At 59.3% G+C, this 23,037-nt stretch carries 18 protein-coding genes, 2 tRNA genes and 1 pseudogene; 19 read left to right on the forward strand and 2 right to left on the reverse strand.

Features of this window, described 5'->3' with window-relative positions; all coding sequences use genetic code 11:
* The first annotated feature begins 52 nt into the window (after positions 1–52).
* Positions 53–1,162 carry a LacI family DNA-binding transcriptional regulator gene (locus DKK75_RS03130; RefSeq protein ID WP_110452000.1) on the forward strand — a complete coding sequence of 370 codons (1,110 nt, stop codon included), beginning with the start codon at positions 53–55 and terminating at the stop codon, positions 1,160–1,162.
* 8 nt (positions 1,163–1,170) lie between these two features.
* On the forward strand, positions 1,171–2,181 hold the full coding sequence (locus DKK75_RS03135) for a nucleoside hydrolase (protein WP_110452001.1): 1,011 nt from the start codon (positions 1,171–1,173) through the stop codon (positions 2,179–2,181).
* 493 nt (positions 2,182–2,674) lie between these two features.
* Here the strand turns inward: DKK75_RS03135 and DKK75_RS03140 are convergent.
* A tRNA-Ala gene (locus DKK75_RS03140) sits at positions 2,675–2,747 on the reverse strand.
* A 212-nt stretch (positions 2,748–2,959) separates the two neighbouring features.
* Between DKK75_RS03140 and DKK75_RS03145 the strand changes: the two genes are divergently transcribed.
* The 17 genes and pseudogenes from DKK75_RS03145 to DKK75_RS03225 all read left to right on the forward strand — a co-directional run bounded on the left by DKK75_RS03145 (position 2,960) and on the right by DKK75_RS03225 (position 21,461).
* Positions 2,960–3,985 carry a D-2-hydroxyacid dehydrogenase gene (locus tag DKK75_RS03145; RefSeq protein WP_110452002.1) on the forward strand — a complete coding sequence of 342 codons (1,026 nt, stop codon included), beginning with the start codon at positions 2,960–2,962 and terminating at the stop codon, positions 3,983–3,985.
* A gap of 5 nt (positions 3,986–3,990) precedes the next feature.
* Entirely contained in the window at positions 3,991–4,824 is an 834-nt protein-coding gene (locus DKK75_RS03150; RefSeq protein WP_110452003.1) for a DUF1287 domain-containing protein, read from the forward strand.
* A gap of 106 nt (positions 4,825–4,930) precedes the next feature.
* Positions 4,931–5,881 (forward strand): magnesium transporter CorA family protein, encoded by a 951-nt coding sequence (locus DKK75_RS03155; RefSeq protein ID WP_110452004.1) that lies wholly within the window; start codon positions 4,931–4,933, stop codon positions 5,879–5,881.
* Positions 5,882–5,890: 9 nt separating this feature from the next.
* Positions 5,891–6,721, forward strand: a complete 831-nt coding sequence (locus DKK75_RS03160; RefSeq protein ID WP_110452005.1) for a glutamate ABC transporter substrate-binding protein — start codon at positions 5,891–5,893, stop codon at positions 6,719–6,721.
* Positions 6,722–6,796: 75 nt separating this feature from the next.
* Positions 6,797–9,766 (forward strand): leucine--tRNA ligase, encoded by a 2,970-nt coding sequence (gene leuS / locus DKK75_RS03165; protein ID WP_110452006.1) that lies wholly within the window; start codon positions 6,797–6,799, stop codon positions 9,764–9,766.
* Between the two features lie 95 nt (positions 9,767–9,861).
* The gene (locus DKK75_RS03170) at positions 9,862–10,530 is read left to right on the forward strand and encodes a ComEA family DNA-binding protein (protein WP_110452007.1); all 669 of its coding nucleotides are present in this window, start codon (positions 9,862–9,864) and stop codon (positions 10,528–10,530) included.
* A 1,133-nt stretch (positions 10,531–11,663) separates the two neighbouring features.
* Positions 11,664–12,473: pseudogene (locus DKK75_RS08365) on the forward strand (ComEC/Rec2 family competence protein); the annotation flags it as partial.
* A 223-nt stretch (positions 12,474–12,696) separates the two neighbouring features.
* A complete protein-coding gene (gene holA, locus DKK75_RS03180) occupies positions 12,697–13,674 on the forward strand; it encodes a DNA polymerase III subunit delta (RefSeq protein ID WP_110452009.1) in 978 nt (325 codons plus the stop codon).
* Positions 13,671–14,273, forward strand: a complete 603-nt coding sequence (gene tsaE, locus DKK75_RS03185; protein ID WP_110452010.1) for a tRNA (adenosine(37)-N6)-threonylcarbamoyltransferase complex ATPase subunit type 1 TsaE — start codon at positions 13,671–13,673, stop codon at positions 14,271–14,273. The genes holA and tsaE overlap by 4 nt, the downstream gene beginning before the upstream one ends.
* On the forward strand, positions 14,270–15,052 hold the full coding sequence (gene tsaB, locus DKK75_RS03190) for a tRNA (adenosine(37)-N6)-threonylcarbamoyltransferase complex dimerization subunit type 1 TsaB (RefSeq protein WP_110452011.1): 783 nt from the start codon (positions 14,270–14,272) through the stop codon (positions 15,050–15,052). The genes tsaE and tsaB overlap by 4 nt, the downstream gene beginning before the upstream one ends.
* The gene (gene rimI / locus DKK75_RS03195; protein ID WP_110452012.1) at positions 15,049–15,561 is read left to right on the forward strand and encodes a ribosomal protein S18-alanine N-acetyltransferase; all 513 of its coding nucleotides are present in this window, start codon (positions 15,049–15,051) and stop codon (positions 15,559–15,561) included. Before tsaB ends, rimI begins: the two co-directional genes overlap by 4 nt.
* On the forward strand, positions 15,554–16,597 hold the full coding sequence (gene tsaD, locus DKK75_RS03200; protein ID WP_110452013.1) for a tRNA (adenosine(37)-N6)-threonylcarbamoyltransferase complex transferase subunit TsaD: 1,044 nt from the start codon (positions 15,554–15,556) through the stop codon (positions 16,595–16,597). Before rimI ends, tsaD begins: the two co-directional genes overlap by 8 nt.
* 78 nt (positions 16,598–16,675) lie before the next feature.
* Positions 16,676–16,748 (forward strand) — tRNA-Asn (locus DKK75_RS03205).
* A gap of 370 nt (positions 16,749–17,118) precedes the next feature.
* Positions 17,119–18,651 (forward strand): arabinosylfuranosidase ArfA, encoded by a 1,533-nt coding sequence (arfA, locus tag DKK75_RS03210; RefSeq protein WP_110452014.1) that lies wholly within the window; start codon positions 17,119–17,121, stop codon positions 18,649–18,651.
* 7 nt (positions 18,652–18,658) lie between these two features.
* Positions 18,659–18,886 (forward strand): hypothetical protein, encoded by a 228-nt coding sequence (locus DKK75_RS03215; protein WP_110452015.1) that lies wholly within the window; start codon positions 18,659–18,661, stop codon positions 18,884–18,886.
* Positions 18,887–19,149: 263 nt separating this feature from the next.
* On the forward strand, positions 19,150–19,515 hold the full coding sequence (locus DKK75_RS08265) for a M23 family metallopeptidase (protein ID WP_258333133.1): 366 nt from the start codon (positions 19,150–19,152) through the stop codon (positions 19,513–19,515).
* 119 nt (positions 19,516–19,634) lie between these two features.
* Entirely contained in the window at positions 19,635–21,461 is a 1,827-nt protein-coding gene (locus tag DKK75_RS03225) for an AMP-dependent synthetase/ligase (protein WP_181414465.1), read from the forward strand.
* On the opposite strand, the gene DKK75_RS03230 is transcribed toward DKK75_RS03225, so the two are convergent.
* A complete protein-coding gene (locus DKK75_RS03230; RefSeq protein ID WP_110452291.1) occupies positions 21,431–22,957 on the reverse strand; it encodes a hypothetical protein in 1,527 nt (508 codons plus the stop codon). The two genes, DKK75_RS03225 and DKK75_RS03230, sit on opposite strands and share 31 nt — an antisense overlap.
* Between the last annotated feature and the right edge of the window lie 80 nt (positions 22,958–23,037).

The following is a 23,037-nucleotide window of genomic DNA, read 5'->3' on the forward strand; positions in this document are numbered from 1 at the left end:
TGAATCTCCATTGAATCGGTAATCTGATAGGAGACCAGTTGCAAGGAGGGGCATGGTGACAAGGCGTCCGACAAGGGATGATGTGGCCAAGGAAGCGGGTACCTCATCCGCTGTGGTGAGCTATGTGATCAATCATGGTCCACGTCCAGTCTCCGAGCAGACCAGGCGCAAGGTCTTAGAGGCCATCAGGCGAACCGGCTATGTGCCTAATAATATCGCCAAGTCGCTGGCCAACGGGACCAGCGATACCTACGCCCTGCTGGTGACAGACCTCGCCAATCCCTTCCTGGCTCAGATGACCAAGGCTTTGGAACACAAGCTTTTCTCCCTGGGCAAGACCCTCCTGGTCGGCGATTCCAGCGATAACCCCAGTCGCCAGATGGAGCTCTTGGAATCCTTCCAACGTCAGCAGGTCTCTGGTCTGGTTTGGTATGGCGTGGACCAGCCTCTTCCCATGGATGCCCTCGAAACCTACCCGGGGACCGTGGTTATGCTCAACCAGCCGGAAGGACAGGATCTGAGCCTCTCTGCAGGGCGCCGAGTTCGGTTGGGCCTTGACGAAAGCGAAGAGGCCTGGATGGCCACAGCCCATCTGATAGAGCATGGCTATCGGCGGCTGGCCATCATTGCCGGCCCTCGGGAGCGTCTCAACTCGCGGGAAAGAATCCGTGGGTGGAAGAGGGCCATACGTGAATCCGGCCTTGAGCCGGGGCAGGAGATTTTCGTTCCCTACACCTGCCAGGGAGGATACGAGGCGGCGGAGCTGGTCGACGATCAGGTTGAGGCTGTCTTTGCTTCGAATGAGCTTCAGGCCATGGGTTTCCTGGCAGGCATGGCCCAGCGCGGTAAAAAGGTGCCCGATGATGTGGCTTTGGCGGCGATGAATGGGACGGACCAATCCGCATATTTGATCCCGTCACTGACAGCCGTCCAGCTGTCTGAGGGTGAGATAGCAGACAAGATTGCCAAAGTGCTGCTGAAACCGGACGGCTCCTATCAGGACAATGGCGATGAAGAAGACGACAAACCAGAGGGCTGCGAGACTTCCGTCGCTGCAACGAATTGTTCGGATGCTCCTGTCCGCACTGGCTTAGACACAATTCCGGCAGCTCCACAGCTGGTCATAGGCCGTAGCTGTGGATGCAGCCAAAATGAGGTGTGAAAACAGAAATGGAAGATACAGTCAACATTATCGTCGACTGTGACCCGGGCAATGGTGTGCCTGGAGCCAACGTCGATGATGCCCTGGCCATTGCCTATGCCTTGCGTTCCGAAAAGCTCAAGACCAGAGCAATATGGACCGTGTTCGGCAACACCACATCCGATCTTGGTTATTCCAGTGCAGAGGCCTTGCTGAGATCCATGGGACGCATGGATGTTCCTGTCCGTCGAGGGGCGGACGGCCCGCTGCAGGGATCACGCCAGCCTTGGCTGACCAAGAGGCTGAATGCGGCCAGCAGCCCTGAGGCGCCAGAAGTATGGAGAAATGCCGTGGGAGCGCGGGCAGGGTTCCATGCATCAAGCCCAGATATGGCATCCGCTGTCCCGGAGGTTTCCGGGTCTGATCAGCTTGCGCAGGATGTGCTTGCTTGCAGCGGTCCGGTGTCCGTTGCCGCCATAGGACCACTTACCAACATAGCCAGGTTGATCAGGGATGAGCCGCAGGTTGTTGGCCATATCGAGAGGGTCAGCATCATGGGCGGTGCCCTCGGTTTTGGCGATGAAGTGGACACCAACTTCGCCGTCGATCCGGTGGCAGCCCGGCGGGTGCTGGAATCCGGCATTCCCATCACCTTGGTCCCGCTCGATGTGACCAGGACCACGCATCTAAGCCAGCGATGCTGGGATCGTATGATCGACGAGGCCGATGCGAGCAAGGCGCCATGGAAGAACTCGATGAACGACTGGTTGAGACCGTGGCTGACATACAGCAGTCGAACTCGACCGGTTGATGGCATGTGGCTTCATGACCTGGTATCCGTATTGGCGCTGGCTGAAAGGGAGCTGGTTTCTCTGCGTCCTGCACGGGTGAATCTTGCCGACAGCGGCAAGCTGTCATTGGCTGACAGGAATAGTGACCAGCCTGGCAGTGATGTCGAATCGTGTGAGGTGGAGCTCTGCACTGGCGTGGATAATTCGCGCATGATTCAGGTCTGGCAGCAGGCTGTTCTGCCTCGCTGAAGCCGCGGGGATCTGACCTCAATCCGACCCGAGCCCTTTTTGCTATCTTACGAGTTAGTCATGAGGACTGCAGCCTTGTATGCGTCCGGTCATTTCGTAGGTAGGCGGACTTTGCAGAGGCGTCCATGTGCTGCTGGCAGTCTCCTGGACCTTCCGAAATCCCAGGATCACTATCAATCTGCATACAGTTGCGGCCTAAAATGCTGCTCCGTATCACTGTCGCCAGTCATAATGACCAACTGCTCGTGGATTGCGAGCCTAGGCTGCCTTGGTGCGGCTATGCCAAAAACGATTGGAAAGCCGCATGCCATGGTGCTTTCACAGATCGATCCTCGTCAATGATGGCAGTTTGACTGTGCGAAAACACAGGTATGGCAATGATCCTGGCCTGTACTGGCTGTGGCTAAGCATGAGGAAGCAAGAGAGGGCCGTGGCATTGGCAAATGTGCCGGATGTCAAAAAGGATTCCGAGGTGACCTCGGAATCCTGTCTGTGGAGCTAGGGGGGTTCGAACCCCCGACCTTCTCCATGCCATGGAGACGCGCTACCAGCTGCGCCATAGCCCCGTACTTATCTTGCTTGGTGAAGCCTTGCTTATAGTACACCGCGATCGGCAAATGGGGCAACTTAGAGTGTTGCCCTGGAATTGCAGGGATTTGAGCCAATTTGATGGATTTTATCCTCGAATAGGCCTCAGCCATACCTGAGCCTGCAAGTGCGCTAGCATGAGGACAAGGGGCGACCAAGATGGTCGGCGTCAGCGGAAAGGCAGTGGGCTATGGCAAGCAAAAACAATGCCGGAGGGCAGATTGAAAAGCATGACGGAGGCCATCCCGGTGACCAGCTCATTGTTAACTGTCTGCCCTTGGATCAGGGAGAGCGGCAGGAATTCCTTCAGGCAGCCCCGGGCATTCGTCAGGTGTTCATGGTCGGCACGGACATGCGGCAGAGCATGCAGTGGCCTATGGGCGTACCCCAGTCCTGCCAATCAGAGGCCACGATTATTCTGGGCAATCCGCCGACCGACCAGGTCGCTGCCTGCCGTAACTTGGTCTGGCTGCAGACCAGCAGCGCGGGCGTGGATGCCTACCTGAAGCCAGGGGTCCTGTCCCCGGATGCCATGCTGACCAGTGCTTCCGGCGCCTACGGGCAGTCGGTCTCCGAGCACATGTTCGCCATGATGTGGACCATAATGAAGGATCTGCCAGGATACAGGGACAATCAGCGCATGGGCCGTTGGCAGCCTCGTGGGGCAGTTCTTTCGCCGCGTGGCTGCCGGGTTCTGGTTTTGGGCACGGGAGATATCGGAGCCTCTTTCGCCCGTCTGTCCAAGGCCGTCGGCGCTCGGACCATCGGCATCAGACGCCATCCTGACCAGCCTGTGGAGGGATTCGACCGTCTGGCCGGTTTTGACGATCTGGATGCCCTGTTGCCCGACGTGGATGTGGTGGCCTTGGCTCTGCCCTCAACGCCGCAGACCAGGCACATCATCGACGGCCCTCGCTTGGAAATGATGAAATCCACCGCCGTCCTGATCAACGCGGGCAGGGGCGATGCCGTGGACTGCATGGCTCTGGCCCAAGCTTTGGATAAGGAAGATATTTTCGGCGCCGGCCTGGATGTGACCGAACCGGAACCCCTGCCGGAAAATCATCCGCTCTGGAGCCAGCCACGCTGCTTGCTCACTCCGCATGTAGCTGGGGGAGCCCACCTGGCCTCCAACGTGGACAAGATTCTGGAAATCTGCCTGGACAATCTTCGGCGGTTCATGGACGGCAGGCCTCTTCGCAACCGGATGAGGTAACCGCCATGCTGACAGAGCGAGACCGCAGCGGCCGCGGCCATCGGCCAACGGTGGTTCTACGGTGGGCAGCCGTCCTGCTGGCGCTTGCCTTGATTGCGGAGGGCTCCTTGGCCTTGGCTGACAGGCTGATGGGTGGCGGGCCTGCTCGCCATTCAGACAATAATTCCGGCAGTCAAGCCGAAAGCTCCTCCGCAAACGGACGCAAGACAGCTTCCCACAGCCCTCCAGGGTATTCTCCCGAGCAGACTGCGGCCCATCCGCCTCTGTCCTCGCCTGTGGACTACGACCATGACGGTGTGGACGACTACACGGCCATGGTGCGTGGAGCCCATCAGGAGGCCCGCCGCCGTCCTCGTTATGACAGCAGCTACTATCAGGGCGGCTACCCGCCCAATGACCGAGGCGCCTGCACCGATGAGATCTGGAGAGCCTTCCGTCAGGCCGGCTACGATCTGAAGGCTATGGTCGACGCCGACATCGCCTCGTCTCCTGGGGCCTATGCCGGAGTCATCAGTAGTCCTGATCCGAATATCGACTTCAGGCGCACCAACGTCCTCGGCGTATTCCTGTCCCGGCATGCCCAGCGTCTGACCAACGATACTTCGGCGACTGACCAGTGGCAGCAGGGTGACATCGTCATTTTCGGCACCTCTTGGCATATCGGTATGGCTTCCGATAGAAGGGACGGCCGGGGCGTTCCCCTGCTTCTGCACAACATGGGTCAGCGCGCCAGGGAGAACGACTACCTGGGATCGCCGGGTCACCGTCCCGTCACTGGGCATTTTCGCTTCGACGCATCCAAGATCCGACCCGCCGTCCTGCGGCCATGGCGGGGATGACCAGGGACTACCCTGCGAAATTGAGCACGGCGGCAACTGGTTATCTGCTACTATCGGTTCGGCCAGACACGTCGGCCAGGTTCGAGCACGAGAGGCGGTGATGGCGATGATGAGAGTATTCAGCACCATGAACGGGCAGATCGAGCAGATAGGCAGGGCTTCCAAGGGCTCATGGATATGCTTATCAGCGCCCACCGATGTCGAGCTGGCCAACGTCTCCCAGACCACGGGTATAGACCTGGCTGATCTGCGTGCCCCCTTGGACGATGAAGAGCGCTCACGTGTGGACGTTGAAGACGAGTACACCATGGTCATCGTTGATATTCCCCGCGCCGAGGAACGAGACGGTCGGGACTACTACGAGACCATTCCTCTTTCTATTATTGTCACCGAGGATCTGATCGTTACCGTCTGCATGCAGGACACGGTTCTGCTCCATCCTTTTATGGAGGGCACCATCCGGGGATTCAACACTTTCATGAAGTCCCGCTTTATCCTGCAGATTCTCTACCGCAACGCCACCCTCTATCTGCGCTACCTGCGCATCATCGACCGCGAGTCGGACCGGCTGGAGCTCAAGCTGCGTCACTCCATGCAGAATCGAGAGATCCTCATGCTGTTGGAGCTCAATAAGACCTTGGTCTACTTCGCCACCAGTCTCAAGTCAAACGAGATCGTCCTGGAGAAGCTGACCGGGCTGGAGCGGATCAAACGGTACCCGGACGACGAGGACCTTCTGGGCGACGTGATCACCGAGAACAAGCAGGCCATCGAGATGGCCAACATCTACTCGAGCGTGCTTTCAAACATGACCGATGCCTTCGCCTCCATCGTCTCCAACAACGTCAACAATGTCATGAGGATCTTCACCATCATCTCCATCAGCCTGTCGGTGCCCACGCTGATCTTTTCCATGTATGGCATGAACTTCAACCAAGGCATGTTCGGCATGCCTTTCACCGACAAGCCCTGGGGCTTCGCGGTCGTGGTGATTCTTTCGGGCCTGCTGACCGCCCTGGTAACCTGGTTCCTGACTCGTTCGAGAATGTTCAAGTAGGGATCGATCATGTTTGCACGCAGGATTGCGGCGGCTCTGGCGGCATTGATTTTGGCAGTGCCGATGAGTGGGTGCGGCCGCCAGGAGGATCGCTACCGGGCGGGCTCCATCGGGCCCAAGATCAGCGTGGGCATCTCCTTCGATCAGCCCGGGCTCGGATTCGCCCAATCCGGCCAGTACCAGGGACTTGATGTGGATGTAGCCCAGTACGTGGTCCACGAGCTTGGATACGCCGAGTCACAGATCGTCTTCCGTCAGGTGAGACCTGCGGACCGCGAGCGCATGCTTGAGCAAGGCCAGGTGGACATGGTTGTGGCCGGCTACTCCATTACCGAAGAACGGCAGAAGCTGGTGGATTTCGCGGGGCCCTACCTGGCTACGGGGCAGGATCTGCTGGTTCGCCGCACCCAGAATGACATCGCAGGGGTGGGGGATCTGGCTCAAAAACGGGTTTGTGTGGCTGCGGGGTCCACCTCCGGGGCTCTTGTGCGCTCGCTGGCCCCTCAAGCCTTGGTCCAGGAGCGGGAGGAGTTCCCCGAGTGCGTCACGGCCCTGCTCAGCGGGGACACGGATGCAGCCAGCGCCGACGACTTTGCTCTGGCCGGACTGGCTCATGTTCGCGGCGGCGGTCAGCTGCGCCTGGTCGGCAGGCCTTTCTCCCATGAACGATATGGCATCGGCGTGCCCCACGGGGATCCGGAACTGGTGGACGTCATCGATCAGGCTTTAAAGAGCATGATGCAGGACGGATCTTTCAAGGCCGCCCTGGATCGTGCCTCCAGGTCCATCGGCTTCTCTATCGATGCCGCCAGCCGTACCCTGCGGCCTGGGGATCGCTGATCACGGCTCCAGCCAGGATAACGGATGTTGGACATCGGACCGGCCGTGTCCATGTGAATGGCGATAATTCACCATATGAACGCGAATGAAGACAGGGATCATCAGCAGACCCAGGAATCCGATCAGCCGCAATTCCGCTACGATGCCGCCATGGCTCAGACCATCGAGGAGCGTTGGCAGCAGCGCTGGGACAAGGAGGGCACCTTCTGGGCCGCCAACACCAAGGGCGATTTGACCGATGCCCAGGGGAAGCATGCTGGAAGCCGCAGTCCCTACTTCGTCATCGACATGTTTCCCTATCCTTCGGGCAAGGGCCTGCATGTGGGTCACCCCCTGGGTTACATCGCCACCGACGTGGTCAGCCGCTATCACCGGATGAAGGGCGAGAATGTCCTGCATGCCATGGGCTACGACGCCTTTGGCCTGCCTGCCGAGCAGTATGCTGTCCAGACCGGTCAGCACCCTCGGGTCACCACCGAGCAGAACATCGCCAACATGCGCTGGCAGCTGCACCGGCTGGGGCTCAGTTTTGACGACCGCCGCTCCTTCGCGACTATCGATACCGACTATGTGCGCTGGACCCAGTGGATCTTCTCACGCATCTACGAGTCCTGGTACGACCCCGACTACCGCCGTGCCGACGGCGGGACAGGATCAGCCAGGCCCATCAGCGAACTAGTCGAGGCTTTCAAATCGGGGAGCAGACCAATTCCCGGTCATTCCGATGCCTCTTGGGAGGATCTGGACGAAGCCGAGCGCTCCGAGGTGCTCAACGACTTCCGCCTGGCCTATATCTCGCGCTCGCCGGTCAACTGGTGCCCCGGGCTGGGCACGGTCCTGGCCAACGAGGAAGTGACCGCTGAAGGACGTTCCGAACGTGGCAACTACCCGGTCTACCAGCGTGAGCTCAAGCAGTGGTCCATGCGCATCACTGCCTACGGGCACCGGCTTCTGGAGGATCTGGACATTCTGGACTGGCCGGAAAAGGTCAAGCGCATGCAGCGCAATTGGATCGGGGAGTCGCATGGGGCTTCGGTGGATTTCACTGTGCCCAGTCCCGACGGGGATCAGACCATGGAGGTCTATACCACCCGTCCCGATACGCTTTTCGGTGCTACTTTCGCAGTGGTTTCGCCAGAGCACGATCTGCTGCAGCATCTGCCTCCGGAGTGGCCTGAGGATGTGCCTGAGCAGTGGAAGGGCGGCTATGCCAAGCCAGCAGAGGGCGTGCAGGCCTATCGTAGGGCCGCCGAGGCCAAGACCGCCAAGGATCGCGTGGACGAAGGCGGAGCCAAGACCGGCCTGTTTACGGGGCTGTACGCGGTCAACCCCATTACCGGGGCCAAGCTGCCTATCTTCACCGCCGACTACGTGCTGATGGACTACGGCACGGGTGCCATTATGGCTGTGCCAGGCGGCGATCAGCGCGATTACGATTTCGCTGTCAAGTACGGGCTGCCCGTCGTCTACACTGTCAGACCGCTGGCTGATTCCGGCCAGACACTGGAAGACTATCGGGGCAAGGCGCCTTTCATCTCTCATGACGGCATTGTGGCCAACTCTTCGGTCCAGGCCACCCAGGCTGCTGGCGATCCGCTCAGCCTGGACGGTCTGCGGGTTGACCAAGCCATCGAAAAGGTGACTGAATGGCTGGAGTCAGCCGGCGTGGGCCATGGAACCGTTTCCTATCGGCTGCGCGACTGGCTCTTCTCCAGGCAGCGCTACTGGGGCGAGCCCTTCCCGGTGGTCTACGACGATCAGGGCCTGCCTCACCTGCTGCCCGATGACCAGCTGCCGGTGGCCCTGCCGGACGTTCCCGACTACTCGCCCAAGACCTTCGACCCTGAAGATGCCCAGTCCAGCCCTGAGGCTCCTCTGAGCCGAAACCAGGACTGGGTGAATGTGACTCTGGACCTGGGCGACGGCCCCAAGGTCTACCACCGGGATACCAACACCATGCCCAATTGGGCAGGCTCCTGCTGGTACTACATGCGCTACATCGATCCCAGGGACGACCGGCACATGGTCGATCCGTCAGAATATGACTATTGGCTAGGGCCAAGGCACAACGCCACGGCCGGGGAGTCAGGCGGCGTTGACCTCTATGTGGGCGGCGTGGAGCACGCAGTCCTGCACCTGCTCTATGCCCGCTTCTGGCACAAGGTCCTCTACGATCTGGGTTATGTCTCGTCCAAGGAGCCCTTCCATAAGCTCTTCAACCAGGGGATGATCCAGGCCTACGCCTATACGGACCAGCGAGGCCAATACGTGCCCGCCGCCGAAGTGGAGGACCATGAGGAGGGAGGCCAGGTCAGCTACACCTGGCAGGGGCAGCCGGTCAACCGCGAGTTCGGCAAGATGGGCAAGAGTCTAAAGAACATCATCACTCCGGACGACATGTACCGGACCTATGGGGCCGACACCTTCCGCCTCTACGAAATGAGCATGGGACCCCTGGACGAGTCCCGGCCCTGGAACACGCGCAACGTGGTGGGTGGCATGCGTTTCCTGCAACGGCTCTGGCGCAACGTGGTGGACGAGCAGACCGGCATGGTGGTTCTGGATGAGGGCGAACCCGACCAGAAGACTCTGAAGCTGCTCAATACCACCATTCATGACGTGACAGTGGAGATGGAGGCCATGCGCCCCAACACGGCCATCGCCAGGATGATCGTGCTCAACAACCATCTGACCGGGCTGAATCCGACGCCTAGGGCAGCCATCGAGCCCTTGGTGCTCATGCTCTCGCCTATCGCCCCCCATATCTGCGAGGAGCTGTGGAGCCGTCTGGGTCACAAGGATTCTCTGGCGCATGCCCAGTGGCCGTCCTGGGATGATCGCTATCTTGGCGAGGATACGGTTACTGCCGTTGTCCAGGTCAAGGGCAAGGTTCGCGGCAAGCTTCAGGTAAGCCCCGACATCGCGCCCGACCAGCTCAAGGCCATGGCCTTGGCCCTGCCTGCCGTTCAGGAACGGCTTGGCGGCAAGGAGCCGCGAAAGGTCATCGTCAAGGCACCCAAGATCGTTTCGGTGGTGCCAGCCTGACTCTGTCCTCAGCCAGGCTGTGGACGAGTGACGACATTTGACCACATAACCCCCCGACCTCATATCGGGGGGCTTTTTCATGTCAGGCTGGACCTATGAGCATCAACATCACCCAGCCTCCGGCGCCGCCCCTGCAAGCCCTGGCCTTGAATCAATCTGTTCAATCAGAGAGGTCAGCCGAAGGCATGGCCGAGTCCCCGGTCCGACGGGATCGGGCCGTCTGGTCGTTTACACCGCTTCAGGCTTTGGCGGCTATTCTTATTCTGGTGGCGGCTCTTGCCGTCAGTCTGACCCTGCTGGTTCAGCAGGGACGAGCGCTGGCTGGAGAAGTGGCAGTTGATGAACCAGGGGCAGGGTCATCGGCTTCTGCGAACCGTGATATGAACAGTGCTGCACGCCGCGGCAAGGGTGTCTCTGAAGACGATCACAGCCGTAACACTCCCCGTGAAGTGGGCAGTGAGCAGGCAGACCCTCCAATCCCAGGCTCAACCCAGTATGCAGAGAAGGCCGATAATGTCCCTACTGCTCCGGCTTCTAGTGACCCCTCAGGACCAGCCGATCAGGCGGGCCGCGTGAATCTCAACAGCGCCAGTCAGCAGGATCTTGAGAACGTCAAGGGGATCGGTCCAGTCACGGCTGCGAAAATACTGGAGCATCGACGCGCCATTGGTGGCCGCTACACGTCGGTGGACCAACTCCTGGATGTCCCTGGCATTGGTGCCAAGACGCTGGCTCGATTACGCCCATATCTGGTGGCGCAATGACGGCTGGTCATGCAGCATTTCACAATGCAGCCAGTCGGGAGAACGGCAGCCGCAATCTTCGTATGCTTCCGGCTGCCTGTCTGGCTTGGTTAGTAGCTCTCCTAGTCCCGTGGCTCCTTGACCGGGGTATGGGCGGATCCATGGCGGGATCAGTCAAGAGTGGCGTTTGGGCCAAGACGGCGGGGGAGTCTCGAGGAGGCGTGGCTGGTCTGGGTATGGGGGTTTGGATGATGCCGCTTGTCCTGGCAATTCCATTACTCGGTGCAATGGTCCTGCTTGCCACCAAACTCGTCTACCTGGTCGTCGCAGAGCACCGCGATTGCAGGGGCCGGGTATTTTGTCGGCATCATCGCTCGCGCCGAAAGAACCAGCTATCCCGTGTTTGCATGCGTCCCGGGAACAAGAATCATTGGAGCAAAAGCCGTTGGTACGAAAACCGTCGAAATGCGCCTTGGCGGAATGCCAGTCATTTGAAGGCGAACCAGCGGCATATTCGGTTTTATCGGATGCGCCGGTTCTTATGCAAGTACTTATTCGCAGCGCTTCGGCACCATTCTGCTCGGAGGATCTTCTCACTGCGCTCTGCTTCCATGCCTATTTCCGCCTTGCCGACCTTGGTGTCCACTAGGCTTGGTCTTCGCAAGCTGCCAACGCTGGCTGTCCTGGCTGTGGTGACTTTGGCCACAGCACTGACTGCCGCAGTCGGTCATGAATCAGCACGCGGAGGGCCGGCAGCCCGTCAGATCCGTCAGGGGAAGGCATTGGCCGAGGTTCGTGGTAAGGCTCTGGGTCCCATGAGTGCCTCCTCTCGTCGAGGCTGGGACTGTCAGGCGGAGCTCAGGCTTCAGTGGGTTACTCTGGCCGGAACACGCATGCCTTCCCACGAACGGATCATGCTGTTTGCCCATAGCCGGTCATGCATGCTGCAACAGGGCGGACAGTATCGTGTGCGAGGACTGTTGGAACCCTCAGCATACGGTCGTCCTATGCCCTGGCTGACTGTGGAAGATGGCATGCAACAGGTCAGACCGCCAGAATCCAGTAGACGATTAATTGATCGCATGCAAAAGGCTTTCCTTGAACAGACCAGTAAACTGGATGATCAGGGACGGATCCTGGTGCCGGGACTAACCATGGGCATCCTGGGCAACCAGGCTTTGCCCGGGTCGGGTGGTTCCCTGGGCAGGCCGGCGGTGGAGCCCGCTTATGCCGCCCGTCTGACACAGGACTTCCGAGCATCGGGCATCCTGCATCTGATGGCTGTCTCCGGTGGGCACTTCATGATCCTGGCCTCATTGATAGTCGCGTTCATGCGTACTCTGCGCTCGCCGCCTTTGCTGACGGCCCTGGTTTTGTCTGTCTCCTATCTGGGTTTGGGGATGCTGATGGTTCCAGGAGACTCAGTGTTGCGAGCGCAGGCTATGGGGCTTCTTTCGGCATTGGCTTTGGCAGCGTGCCGACCCAGCCAGTCTTTGAACACGCTGTCCTGGTGCGTCCTGCTGGTCCTTATCCTGCAACCTTCTATGGCGGCAAGCTTCGGCTTTGCGCTCTCCTGTGGGGCCGTGTTGGGCATCGGTTTGGGTAACCGGCGTTTGACCGCTTTCCTTGAAAACCACCTTCCGGGATTTTTGGCGCGTCCATTGGCTACGACCCTGTGCGCCCAGGCCGGGACTCTGCCTGTGCAGATGCTGATGAGTCCTGGCTTGCCTCTGCTGGCGCCACTGGCCAACCTGCTGGTCACTCCTGTAGTCGACGCTGCCACGGTGACCGGCCTGCTGGCCTTGCTCACCTCATGGCTCTGGCCTTCAGTGGGTCTATTGCTGGTCCGATTGACTTCCCTGGGTACTGGGGTCATGGCCTTTGCTGCCACGTGGTTGGGCCAGGCTGCTGCTCCGGCGGCCTGGCCGCCGGGACCAGTCGGTAGCATCTGCCTGACGGGTCTGGGCCTTATGGCTGTGATCGATCACCGGCTGGTTCGATTCATTCGTGCCTGGAGGCCGGACCGTCCATGGTCGGCTGTGATTGACGAGGATTCGGGGGTCCAATTCAGACCATCGGTCTGGGCGACGATCAAGGGTTGGCTCTTGCAGACTTATGGTCTTCTGGCCCAGCTGATCTTCAAAACAGACGAACGTCAATGTCCAGTGATGAAGGGAGATTTGAATCATGACCAAAGCTCAGCAGGAGAACCCTTCCGTGCATCTGGTAGTCGGAGGCGATCCCTTCCTCAACGGGCAACGCGTCAAGGAGCTGTGCGCACAGGCGTGTGCCGCCCATCCGGACAGCGAATACCTAGAGATGGACGCGGCCGACTGCGACGCTTACGCCTTTCAGGAGGCGGTTGGACCTTCCCTGCTCAGTCAGATGGCCGTGGTTCGACTGGAGAATCTGCAAGCTGCCGATGAAGCCCTGGGCCAGGCCTTGATCGATTTCTGCCGCGAGACGGCAGGAGTCGAATCCAGCATCGTCATTGCACGTCATGACGGGGGCAACCGGGGTCGCAGGCTTCTAGACCAGATGGCACGGGCCGGAGCGGTCACGGAGCGGATGCCGGATCTGAAGAAATTCGATGACAAGGTCGACTTCGTCTATAAACGTTTCAAGGCCCATCAGCGTCGAATCCAGCCACGGGCGGCTCAGCGCTTGGTGGATGTCCTGGGTGAGCATACTTCGGAACTGGCCGCCATGTGCTCCCAGCTTTGTTTTGATTTTGATCAGGACCCCATGACCTTGGAGATAGTCAATCGTTATCTGACCGACAGCCCGGCTGTATCTGGATTCGCCGTGGCGGACAGGGCACTTGCTGGCAGGTCGGCCGAAGCCGTTGTCGCCCTGCGCTCAGCTCTGGAACAGGGCAACGAACCGGTCTCCCTGATTGGAGTACTGGCGCTGAAGCTGCGCACCTTGGGCAAGGAAGCGGCCATCGAGTCGGGAACAATCTCTACGGCCGAGGCCAAGGCCGCCTACTGGCAGTTGCGGGAGGCCAAAAGGCAGCTGCATGGATGGACCTCCTCAGGTCTGGCAGCCTGCATCGAAGCCTTGGCCCAGGCCGATGAGGTCAGCAAGACCAGCAGCGGCGATGCCCGTTATGCTCTGGAACGGACAGTGGAGCTGATCGCCGCCAAGGGAAGGACGTCGGCATGAGCCTGCAGGACAACGCCAAAGGTCAAGATGGCTTTGAGCTGGTCGTGCCTACAGGCGATGACATGCAACGTCTGGGCAGAAATCTGGCTTCATGTCTGCAGGGCGGGGACGTGATACTGCTGTCCGGGCCCTTGGGGGCAGGCAAGACCACGCTGGCCCAGGGGCTGGGCAGTGGACTTAGCGTGGACGGCCCTGTGGTCTCGCCCACGTTCACCATTGCAAGAGAGCTGCATGGCCGTCTGTTCGACGGCTCGCCGGTCACCCTGATCCATGTGGATGCCTACCGGCTGGGAGGGCAGGGCTATCCGCCTGGCGAGGATGCCGTAGATCGGCTCTTGGATGAGCTGGAGTCCCTTGGTCTGGACGAGGAACTGGAGGACCCGGGCCAAAGGACCATCATCCTGATGGAATGGGGCGAGCAGATGGCCTCGGCCCTGGCCGATCAGCGTCTGGAAGTGACCATCGATCGACCCGTGGATGCTCGCGAGAATCCGGATGCTCCACCCAGCTCACAGGGTAAGCGTATGGTACGTCTGCGTGGAGTGGGCCCTTCATGGGCCAGCAGACTGGAACAGCTGAGAAAGGCGATGACGGCATGAACGGGACCGATACGCCCCTTTTGGTGATCGACACCTCCTATGGTTCTACTGTGGGGCTGCTAGGGCGCGAGCCATGTATCGAGACCGATTCGCGCTCGCACGTGGAGCGACTCCAAGTCAATATCGCCAAGGTGATGGACCAGGCTGGGCTGTCTGCAGACGATCTGCGGACCATCGTGGTGGGACTGGGGCCTGCGCCCTTCACTGGTCTGCGGGCGGGCATCGTTACCGCCAAGGCCCTGGCTTTTGCAACTGGCGCACGTTTGCTGGGCCAGGACATTCTGGAGCCACAGGCCCGTTATGCCTATAGCCGGTTCAAGCAGCAAGACCATACCCGACTTCTGGTCCTGGCTGTCAACGATGCTCGACGTCGACAGCTTTACTACCGGCTCTTTGGTGATTTCGGTGGTTTGGAGACTCCAGCCCGGCCGCTGACCGAGATGAGCATCGACTATCCAGCTGCTATCTGTGAGAAGATTGCAGCCATTGCACAAGAGCAGGAGTCTCAGGACCACGGTCCTGTCGCTTTGGTCGTCAGCGGCCACGGAACCGGTCGCTATGCCGACCAGTGGGAACATCTGGCTGAGCAACTGAATACACAGGTGATGATGGACGAAGGATCGTTCCTGGAGGATCGAACGCGAGGGGCGGATCTGATGGCTGCTTGCGTCTGCAAACGCGCCCAGCAGGGGTTGATTGACCCAGTGGAACCGCTTTACCTTCGTCGGCCTGACGTCTCCGTGCCCAATCCGCTTAAGCATGTGGCTGTCCAATCATGATTCGTGCAGCGGCCTTGGAGGACCTGGACCGTCTGATCGATCTAGAGACGCGTGTCTTCGGCGACCAGGCCTGGAGTCAGCAGGAGTTGCGGTTTGAGCTGTCTGCGTCTTCGCGCACCTACCTGGTCTGGGAAGACCAGGTAGGCATCCTGGGCTATGGCGGCTATTGGTCAGGTGAGAGGGATGCAGAACTGATGACCATCGGTGTGCTTCCGGAAGCCCGGCATCGCGGCATAGCAGGATCTCTGCTGGCCAGGCTGATCGCCGGAGCTGATCGTGAGGGTCTGCAGCGCATGAGCCTGAAGGTGCGCGTAGACAACACCGCAGCCATTGACCTCTATCGGGACTTAGGCTTCTCACAGGCGGGTCTATGCAGGGGCTATTATCAGCCTGAAGACGTGGATGCCTGGACCATGACTAGGTCTTTGAGCTCGGTCGGACCAGGCCCGGTGGGTTCTGTCAGCAGCAATCTTTCGGACCGTCAGGAAAGGATCATTGACCATGAGTGAGCCTCTGGTGCTTGGCATCGAATCCACTTGCGACGAGACCGCCGCCGCTCTGGTTCAGGGAGATCGGTTGCTGTCCAACGTGGTGGCATCCTCTATGAACGAGCACGCCCGCTATGGCGGCGTCATCCCCGAGATCGCCTCGCGTGCACACGCTGAGTCCTTTGTGCCGGTCGTCTCCAAGGCCCTGGAGGATGGGGATGTGGATCTGTCCCAGGTCGATGCGATAGCAGTCTCGGCTGGTCCCGGACTGGCGGGATGCCTGGCCGTAGGTGTGTCCGGTGCCAAGGCGCTTGCCTGGGCGGCAGGCAAGCCTCTGTATGGCATCAACCACGTCATCGGTCATATAGCGGTCACCCAGCTCCAATTCGGCCCCTTCCCTCAGAACGCCCTGGCTCTGATAGTCTCCGGCGGCCACACCTCACTTCTGCATGTGGATGACCTGGCGCGATCGGTCCAAGTGGTGGGCACTACCTTGGACGATGCGGCGGGGGAGTGCTTCGACAAGATCGCACGCCTGCTTGGCTTCCCCTATCCGGGCGGCCCCCACATCGACCGCCATGCCCGGTTGGGTGATCCTCATGCCATTGCTGTGCCTCAGGGGCTGACCAGGGGCCGGGCCGGAGCTGAGCATCCTTATGACTTCAGCTTCTCTGGAGTCAAGACCGCTGTGGCTCGATGGGTCGAACGCCGACAGCAGGCTGGGCTCGACATTCCCGTAGATGATGTCTGCGCCTCTTTGGCGGATTCCGTGGCCAGTGTCCTCTCGTGCAAGGCCATGGCCGCCTGTCACGGTTTTGGCACGGATACGCTGATTGTCGGAGGCGGGTTCTCGGCCAACTCGCAGTTGCGTGGCAAGCTTCAGGAATTCGGTGACCAGGAGGGTATCAAGGTCCGCATTCCGAAGATTAACCTATGCACGGACAACGGCGCCATGGTGGCCATGCTGGGCGTCAACCTAGTCCAGGCCGGCCTGACCCCCTCTGCTCCTGACTTCTCCATTGATTCGGCCATGCCCATGGACAGGATCCTCATGTGATCGACACGCCAAGTTGTCGCATAAGAAAGTCCAGACTATAGTATGGTAACTGTGTTCAGCGAGAGTTGAACGGGACATTCCCGCATAGCTCAGTTGGCAGAGCGTTCGACTGTTAATCGAAATGTCGCTGGTTCAAGCCCAGCTGCGGGAGCTCTCAGCCGCCGGTCATCCGGCGGTTTTCTTATATTATGCCTTCTGTCGAGCAAGCATAAATGTGTTGACTCAAATAGTCCCGCTTTTGCTAATACGGATAGCGGGATGCTCAATCGATTCAATTGCTGATAAAGTCTCCTGATCCGAGGACTGCTGCTGTCGGCCTATTCGGAAATTCGCATTTCTCTGGTAAAGCGAATGATTGGCTAGCTCTTCGTTCGGTACAAGGACAAGCGTTTTCGTTATTGGCTTGGGCGGCAGTCGTATGGTTTGTCGAATTTCACAACGTTGTACTATTCAGATGACCCGTAGTTCCAGTGTGGAGGGAACCACGGACGACAGAGTCAGAACAAGGGAGTCAGGCAGTGATGCAAGGTCAGGACGCGTATAGGGGCAGGGCACAGTTCAAGGTTGATGAGGAACAGGAGTCTACGCCTATCGACGATCGCATCTTTGGATCCTTCGTGGAGCATCTGGGCAGGGGGGTCTACTCGGGCATCTACGAGCCGGGTCATCCGACAGCAGATGAGCAGGGTTTTCGCCGCGACGTCATGGACTTGGTCAAAGAATTGGGCGTGACAACCATCCGATACCCAGGCGGTAACTTCGTCTCAGACTATCGTTGGGAGGATGGCGTGGGACCACGCGAAAGACGTCCTCATCGTCTTGATCTGGCCTGGCATTCCAGCGAAAGCAACGAGTTCGGCCTGCACGAGATGAGCGACTGGCTGGACAAGCTGGGCGGCAATGAGCTCATGGAGGCCGTCAATCTGGGCACCAGGGGCGTACAGGAAGCCCTGGATCTGCTCGAATACTGCAATGTGCCATCAGGAACCGAGCTGTCGGAACGGCGTCGGGCCAACGGCCATGATCGTCCCTTTGACATCAGGATGTGGTGCCTGGGCAATGAGATGGACGGCGACTGGCAGATTGGCCACAAGAGTGCACAGGAATACGCCGATCTGGCGAATCGGACTGCTATGGCCATGCGGATGATCGACCCTAGTCTGGATTTGGTTGTATGCGGATCCTCTTCGCATAGCATGCCCACATTCGGTCTCTGGGAGCGTACCGTGCTGGAGCGTTGCTTCGAAAATGTGAACTTCCTCTCCTGCCATGCCTATTACGCGCCTAAGGATGGAGACATGGCCAGCTTTTTGGCCTCTGGCGTGGATATGGACAGCTTCATTATCGATGTGGCGGCCGTTATCGCCGCCTCGCGTGCTCGACTGGGCAGCGATCATCAGATCTTCATCTCCTTCGACGAGTGGAATGTCTGGTACCAGGATGCTCAGGCCAGCAGATTGCCCGAAGGCATCGGCAATTGGCCTCAGGGCGCGCGGCTCTTGGAGGATGTCTATTCAGTGACCGATGCCGTGGTGGTAGGCGATTTGCTGATCACCCTGCTCAGACATGCCGACATCGTTCATGCTGCCAGCCTGGCCCAGCTGGTCAACGTCATTGCCCCCATCATGACTGAGCCTGGCGGTCCGGCCTGGAGACAGACCATTTTTTACCCCTTCGCCCTGACTGCACGTTATGCGCGTGGCGCCAGCGTGCTCAAAAGTCTGCAAAGCGGCGACACCTATGAGACCTCGCGCTATGGCCAGGTGCCCATGACTGATTCGGTTGCCGTCAGAGGTGCCGACGGTTCCCTAAGCGTTTTTGCAGTCAACCGCAGTCTCGACCGTTCCGTTGATTTCAGGATCGCCCTGCCTGAGCAGGATCGACATCGGCAGGTCACGGTCAGCACTCTGCATGAGGACGATTCTTCGGCCCGCAATACTCTTGCAGATCAGGAGCGGGTCGTCATGCATGCCCGGAAAGACTTCAGGATGGATGAGAGTGCCATAAGTCTTCAACTGCCGCCCATCTCTTGGACGGTCATCCATCTGGCCTAAAGGGCAGATGAAGGCATCTTGGCTGAACAGCTTTTCGGAGGTTCTCAACAAGTTCGGTGTCTTTACGGTTCATCTGGATGTGGACGACTCCATATTCGGCCACATGCCTTTTTCCGGTTCACTTGGCTTAGGCAACCAGTCCATCATGATGGTGGATGCCCAATCGGGCATCCCTGATGACGGAATGAAGGTGCGACTATGGCCTGTGCTCGTGACCATAAGAACAAGGGCCTAAGGCGGATTGTCGGCCGGATGCCTATTATGCCTTCCGGCTGTCGGCCTCCCTGGTTTCCCGGGATCCTGCTCGTGTTGATGCTTATACTGGTCCTGTTGGCTGCAGGGCCCACGGCAACCGGCGCAGCTAAGACTGTGCCGAACCTGCCTGCAGCTGCGGTTTCAGAGCAGGACGCTCGGGTGCTCTCATCGACTTCAGCCTGCCGAAAAGGTTGGCTGTGGCCGCTTGAACCTCTACCTGGAGAAAAGGCTGTCCCGCAGGTCATGCGTCCCTTTGATCCTCCTGATCGTCCATGGCTGAGTGGTCATCGCGGGATTGATCTGGCGGTGCAGCAAGGCAGGCGCATCCGAGCTCCGGCTGACGGCGTCATCGCCTTTGCAGGTTCCGTAGCAGGCAAGGACGTGGTCTCAATTCGTCATGGCAACCTGGTCTCCACCTATGAGCCCGCGCAGAGCTCTTTGCCGATGGGGACCCGACTGCAGGTCGGCGCAGTCTGGGGAAAGGTAGAGGGGGTCTCTGACCACTGTGCTCAAGATTGCCTGCACTGGGGTCTCAAAGATGATCATGATCACTATCTGGATCCGAGCGCCAAGGTCGGATGGCGTCGCATTCGTCTCAAGCCCCTATAGGAGGACGGATCTCGCTTGCAGGACTCGCGCATCTGCAGACGAGGTATATCGCCAGCCCTGGGAACCGGTTAGAATCATTAAGCATAACGCCGTTTCAGCAGGGAGTGGTCATGCAGAACATGCAGCAAGAATTCACGCGTCCGCTTGTGGAGCCTATAGATGCCAATGCCAGCGTCTTCTCGCTGCTTGAGGACAGGGTGGAGCGCCTGGGTGACGATCCGCTCATCGAATACCGCAGCGGACGTGAGTGGAGCGCCATTACGGCTCGTGAGTTCCGCGACCGTGTAGTCGCGTTGGCCAAGGGGCTTATGGCCCGGGGGATTGGTCGGGGGGATTCAGTAGCCATCGTTTCGCACACCCGATGGGAATGGACCGCCTTGGACATGGCCATATTGGCTATCGGAGCGGTGACGGTGCCTGTTTACGAGACGGACTCTCCCGATCAGATCCGGCGCATCTTCAACGACTCCCATGTGGGCATGGCTTTTCTGGAGGATGACGACATGAGGGCCCGGGTGGACGCGGTTCGTTCCCAGTGCGCCTATCTGAACGACCTATATGTGATTGCCAGGGGGGCGCTGACCACAATGACCGCCTACGGACGGGCAGTGAGCCAGGCAGACTTCCAAGCCTGTGCCGACTCGGTGCAAGGTTCCGACCTGGCTACCATCGTCTATACTTCAGGCTCCACTGGCAAGCCCAAGGGCATAGAGCTCAGCCACAGCAACATTGTCTTCACCGTTCGTTCGGGTGCTCAGGCGGTCCCTGACATCTGCCTGGGTGAGGGAAGACGGCTTCTGCTCTGCCTGCCCCTGGCCCATGCCTTTGCCCGCTGCCTGCAGTTCTTCGCCATCGCCACGGATCTTACCCTGGGACTTACCGGGTCCATTCGCAATTTGCTGCAGGACATGCAGACCTTCAAGCCCACCTTCATTCTGGCTGTGCCGCGCATCTTTGAGAAGATCTACAACGCTGCCTCTCAGCGCGCCGGGACGGGTGCCAGGGGCAGAATTTTCCTGGATGCCGCAGGAGTGGCCAGGCAGTGGTCACGTCACCAGCAGACCGGAAGCCGGGTTCCTATGTCCCTGAAGACCAAGCATCTCATGTACACTGGCACCGTTTACGATCCCATACTGGAGGCCTTGGGCGGCCGAGTCCGGTATGCCATTTCCGGCGGAGCCCCCTTGGATAGAGACATTGCAGACTTCTTCAACGGCATAGGTCTGCCCCTGCTAGAGGGCTACGGCATGACCGAAACCATGGGTCCGGTGACGGTCAACCCCACTGAGGGCTACCGGCTGGGCACCATCGGCATGCCTATGCCTGGCATTACCGTGGGCATTGACCAGGAAGGCCAGCTATGCGTCAAAGGTCCCGATGTCTGCATGGGGTACCATAACCATCCCGAAATCACCACCAGGCTGATTCGTGACGGTTGGTTGCTGACCGGCGATCTGGGCAGTCTGGACGAGGACGGGTTCGTTCGACTGACGGGGCGACGCAAGGAGATCATCATTACTGCAGGGGGCAAGAACATCTCGCCGTTACTGTTGGAAACGGCCGTCGAGCGATCACCCATCATCAGCCATTGCATGGTCATTGGAGATCGCAGGCCCTTCATCTCGGCGCTGATCACTCTCAATCCTGAGGAAGTCAATAGCTGGCTGCTGGACCAGGGCGCTGAGCCCCTGAAAGATGGCGCTTCCGCTGGTGAGAACCCGATCATCCGCACCGAGGTCGACCGCGCAGTGGACGCGGCCAATGGTCAGGTCTCCCGGGCTGAGGGTATCCGCCGATATCTGATTTTGGATCAGGATTTCACTCGTGAAAACGGCTTGCTTACCGCATCATACAAGCCCCGCCGCCAGGAGGTTCTCAAGCGTTATGAGGACCGAATCGAGCAGGAGATCTATGCTCAAAGACCGGCATCAGCAGGTTTGATGTAGTCAGTATCGATCAGCGTCGCCTTGAGGTTGGAAGCTGAAACAGCAACCAATGGTCTTGACAGTCGGCGCAGCTGTTTGCCGTCCTGGTCGGTTGTTTGGATCGTATCCATGGACGGCACCTTGCCATGGCTGTTGAGACCAACGCAGACCTTGGCGATATCAGCGGCAAGTCCCAGTCTGTCCTCCAGCCCGGTCATCCACTGCCGTCCATCTACGATTTGGGGGATGTTGTCCACATAGGCGCCGTATCCACTGATGATGGGCCAGGCGGCGTGGTCGTCCGAGGATGCAGACTCTTGAGCTTTGTCCGTTGCTTGTGAAGGGTTGGCTTCCGAACCGTTCGAATCTTGGGTTGTCGGGCTCTGTGCCGGTTTGGGCACGCGTTGCCGGTGCAGATCCTGGCGGCCGGCCATGGATCCTACGATGCCGGATATGGAGATTTCCGGGTTGACATCCGCTGACGAACCCCGATATCCCAGATCCCCGAGCTCAGAAACCACCCCGGCAACAATGAAGTCGTTCATGGCCAGAATGCCATCCACCTCTGTGTGGGCCTTTTCTCCATCGGTCATCGACAGGCGGGCTGCCAGCTCTTTGCCTGTAGCCGAGGAATCCTTGCCTGGATCGAAGGCGACCGCCTGCCAGTCCTGTTCGGTGCTGTCGGCCTGCAGGCGTCCTGAGGGGCTGACAGCCCGTCCATCCTTGAAGTAGGGCCCCAGCACTTGCCAGATTCCGGAGAAGGCCTGAGCGGGGAAGGAATTCTGCTCCTTTTGCTCGCCTTGCTCCGTTTGGTCCTCTTCGTTGTCATCGCCATCAGAAGATGCATCAACCGTGCCGTTTGGCAGCAGAATCTCGATGCGACAGGGGTTGTCCTTGCTTGCCTTGTCCAGTTCCAATTTGCTGGCCAGCTTGTTTGCTTGCATCTGACCAATGGCCCGTGCATCAGACAACTGCACGAACAGATCCGGTTGAATGCCCGGCACCTGATTGGCAAGCAGCACTACATGCATGCCTGCGCCCGCGGCCAGACGCAGAGACGAGACCAGACGTGCGCGTGCCTTGTCTTTGCCGTCGGCATCCAATGACTTGCTGATATAGTCGCCATACTGGCGGGTAATGGAGTCTGGCGAAGTCATGGGTGCAACTACCAGTGTGGTCGGCGCTGCGTTCTTTCCGGTCTTGCGTTCTGAAAGACGGTTGACCACGTAATCCTGCAGCTCCTTGCTTTGATCCTCCAGATTTCCGCTGGTGTAGGCATCGATATGCTTGTCGGAAAGCTGCTCCTTGGACAGCGCCGCCTTAATCTCAGGAACCAGGGCAGCCCACTTGTTGATTGGCGTGTGCTGGGAGAGGGTGAGGCCGTCAGAAGGAGTGAAAATAGCCACCCGACCAGGCACCTCGGCAGCGGCGGTAGGAGTCGCCGAGCTCGGCGATGCGCTTGGCGGCTGTTCCTCCCTGCCCAAGGCAGGACCGCAAGCACCAGCTGATGCCATCATGACCAGGCTTGCCAGCAGGGCCAGCAAGCCGGACGAATGCCGTGCGAAGCCGGTCTTTTTCACGTTCGCTCCTTCACTCA

The organism is Bifidobacterium asteroides (genome assembly GCF_003202695.1).
Classification (GTDB): Bacteria; Actinomycetota; Actinomycetes; order Actinomycetales; family Bifidobacteriaceae; genus Bombiscardovia; species Bombiscardovia asteroides_G.

Coding starts and splice junctions, on each gene's coding strand:
- DKK75_RS03215 (WP_110452015.1), top strand. CDS start 18,659: ATGAAGGCATCTTGGCTGAACAGCTTTTCGGAGGTTCTCAACAAGTTC.
- tsaE (WP_110452010.1), top strand. CDS start 13,671: ATGAGCCTGCAGGACAACGCCAAAGGTCAAGATGGCTTTGAGCTGGTC.
- DKK75_RS03155 (WP_110452004.1), top strand. CDS start 4,931: ATGATGAGAGTATTCAGCACCATGAACGGGCAGATCGAGCAGATAGGC.
- DKK75_RS08265 (WP_258333133.1), top strand. CDS start 19,150: ATGCGTCCCTTTGATCCTCCTGATCGTCCATGGCTGAGTGGTCATCGC.
- DKK75_RS03150 (WP_110452003.1), top strand. CDS start 3,991: ATGCTGACAGAGCGAGACCGCAGCGGCCGCGGCCATCGGCCAACGGTG.
- holA (WP_110452009.1), top strand. CDS start 12,697: ATGACCAAAGCTCAGCAGGAGAACCCTTCCGTGCATCTGGTAGTCGGA.
- DKK75_RS03225 (WP_181414465.1), top strand. CDS start 19,635: ATGCAGCAAGAATTCACGCGTCCGCTTGTGGAGCCTATAGATGCCAAT.
- leuS (WP_110452006.1), top strand. CDS start 6,797: ATGAACGCGAATGAAGACAGGGATCATCAGCAGACCCAGGAATCCGAT.
- rimI (WP_110452012.1), top strand. CDS start 15,049: ATGATTCGTGCAGCGGCCTTGGAGGACCTGGACCGTCTGATCGATCTA.
- DKK75_RS03145 (WP_110452002.1), top strand. CDS start 2,960: ATGGCAAGCAAAAACAATGCCGGAGGGCAGATTGAAAAGCATGACGGA.
- DKK75_RS03160 (WP_110452005.1), top strand. CDS start 5,891: ATGTTTGCACGCAGGATTGCGGCGGCTCTGGCGGCATTGATTTTGGCA.
- tsaD (WP_110452013.1), top strand. CDS start 15,554: ATGAGTGAGCCTCTGGTGCTTGGCATCGAATCCACTTGCGACGAGACC.
- DKK75_RS03135 (WP_110452001.1), top strand. CDS start 1,171: ATGGAAGATACAGTCAACATTATCGTCGACTGTGACCCGGGCAATGGT.
- DKK75_RS03230 (WP_110452291.1), bottom strand. CDS start 22,957: ATGATGGCATCAGCTGGTGCTTGCGGTCCTGCCTTGGGCAGGGAGGAA.
- arfA (WP_110452014.1), top strand. CDS start 17,119: ATGCAAGGTCAGGACGCGTATAGGGGCAGGGCACAGTTCAAGGTTGAT.
- tsaB (WP_110452011.1), top strand. CDS start 14,270: ATGAACGGGACCGATACGCCCCTTTTGGTGATCGACACCTCCTATGGT.
- DKK75_RS03170 (WP_110452007.1), top strand. CDS start 9,862: ATGAGCATCAACATCACCCAGCCTCCGGCGCCGCCCCTGCAAGCCCTG.
- DKK75_RS03130 (WP_110452000.1), top strand. CDS start 53: ATGGTGACAAGGCGTCCGACAAGGGATGATGTGGCCAAGGAAGCGGGT.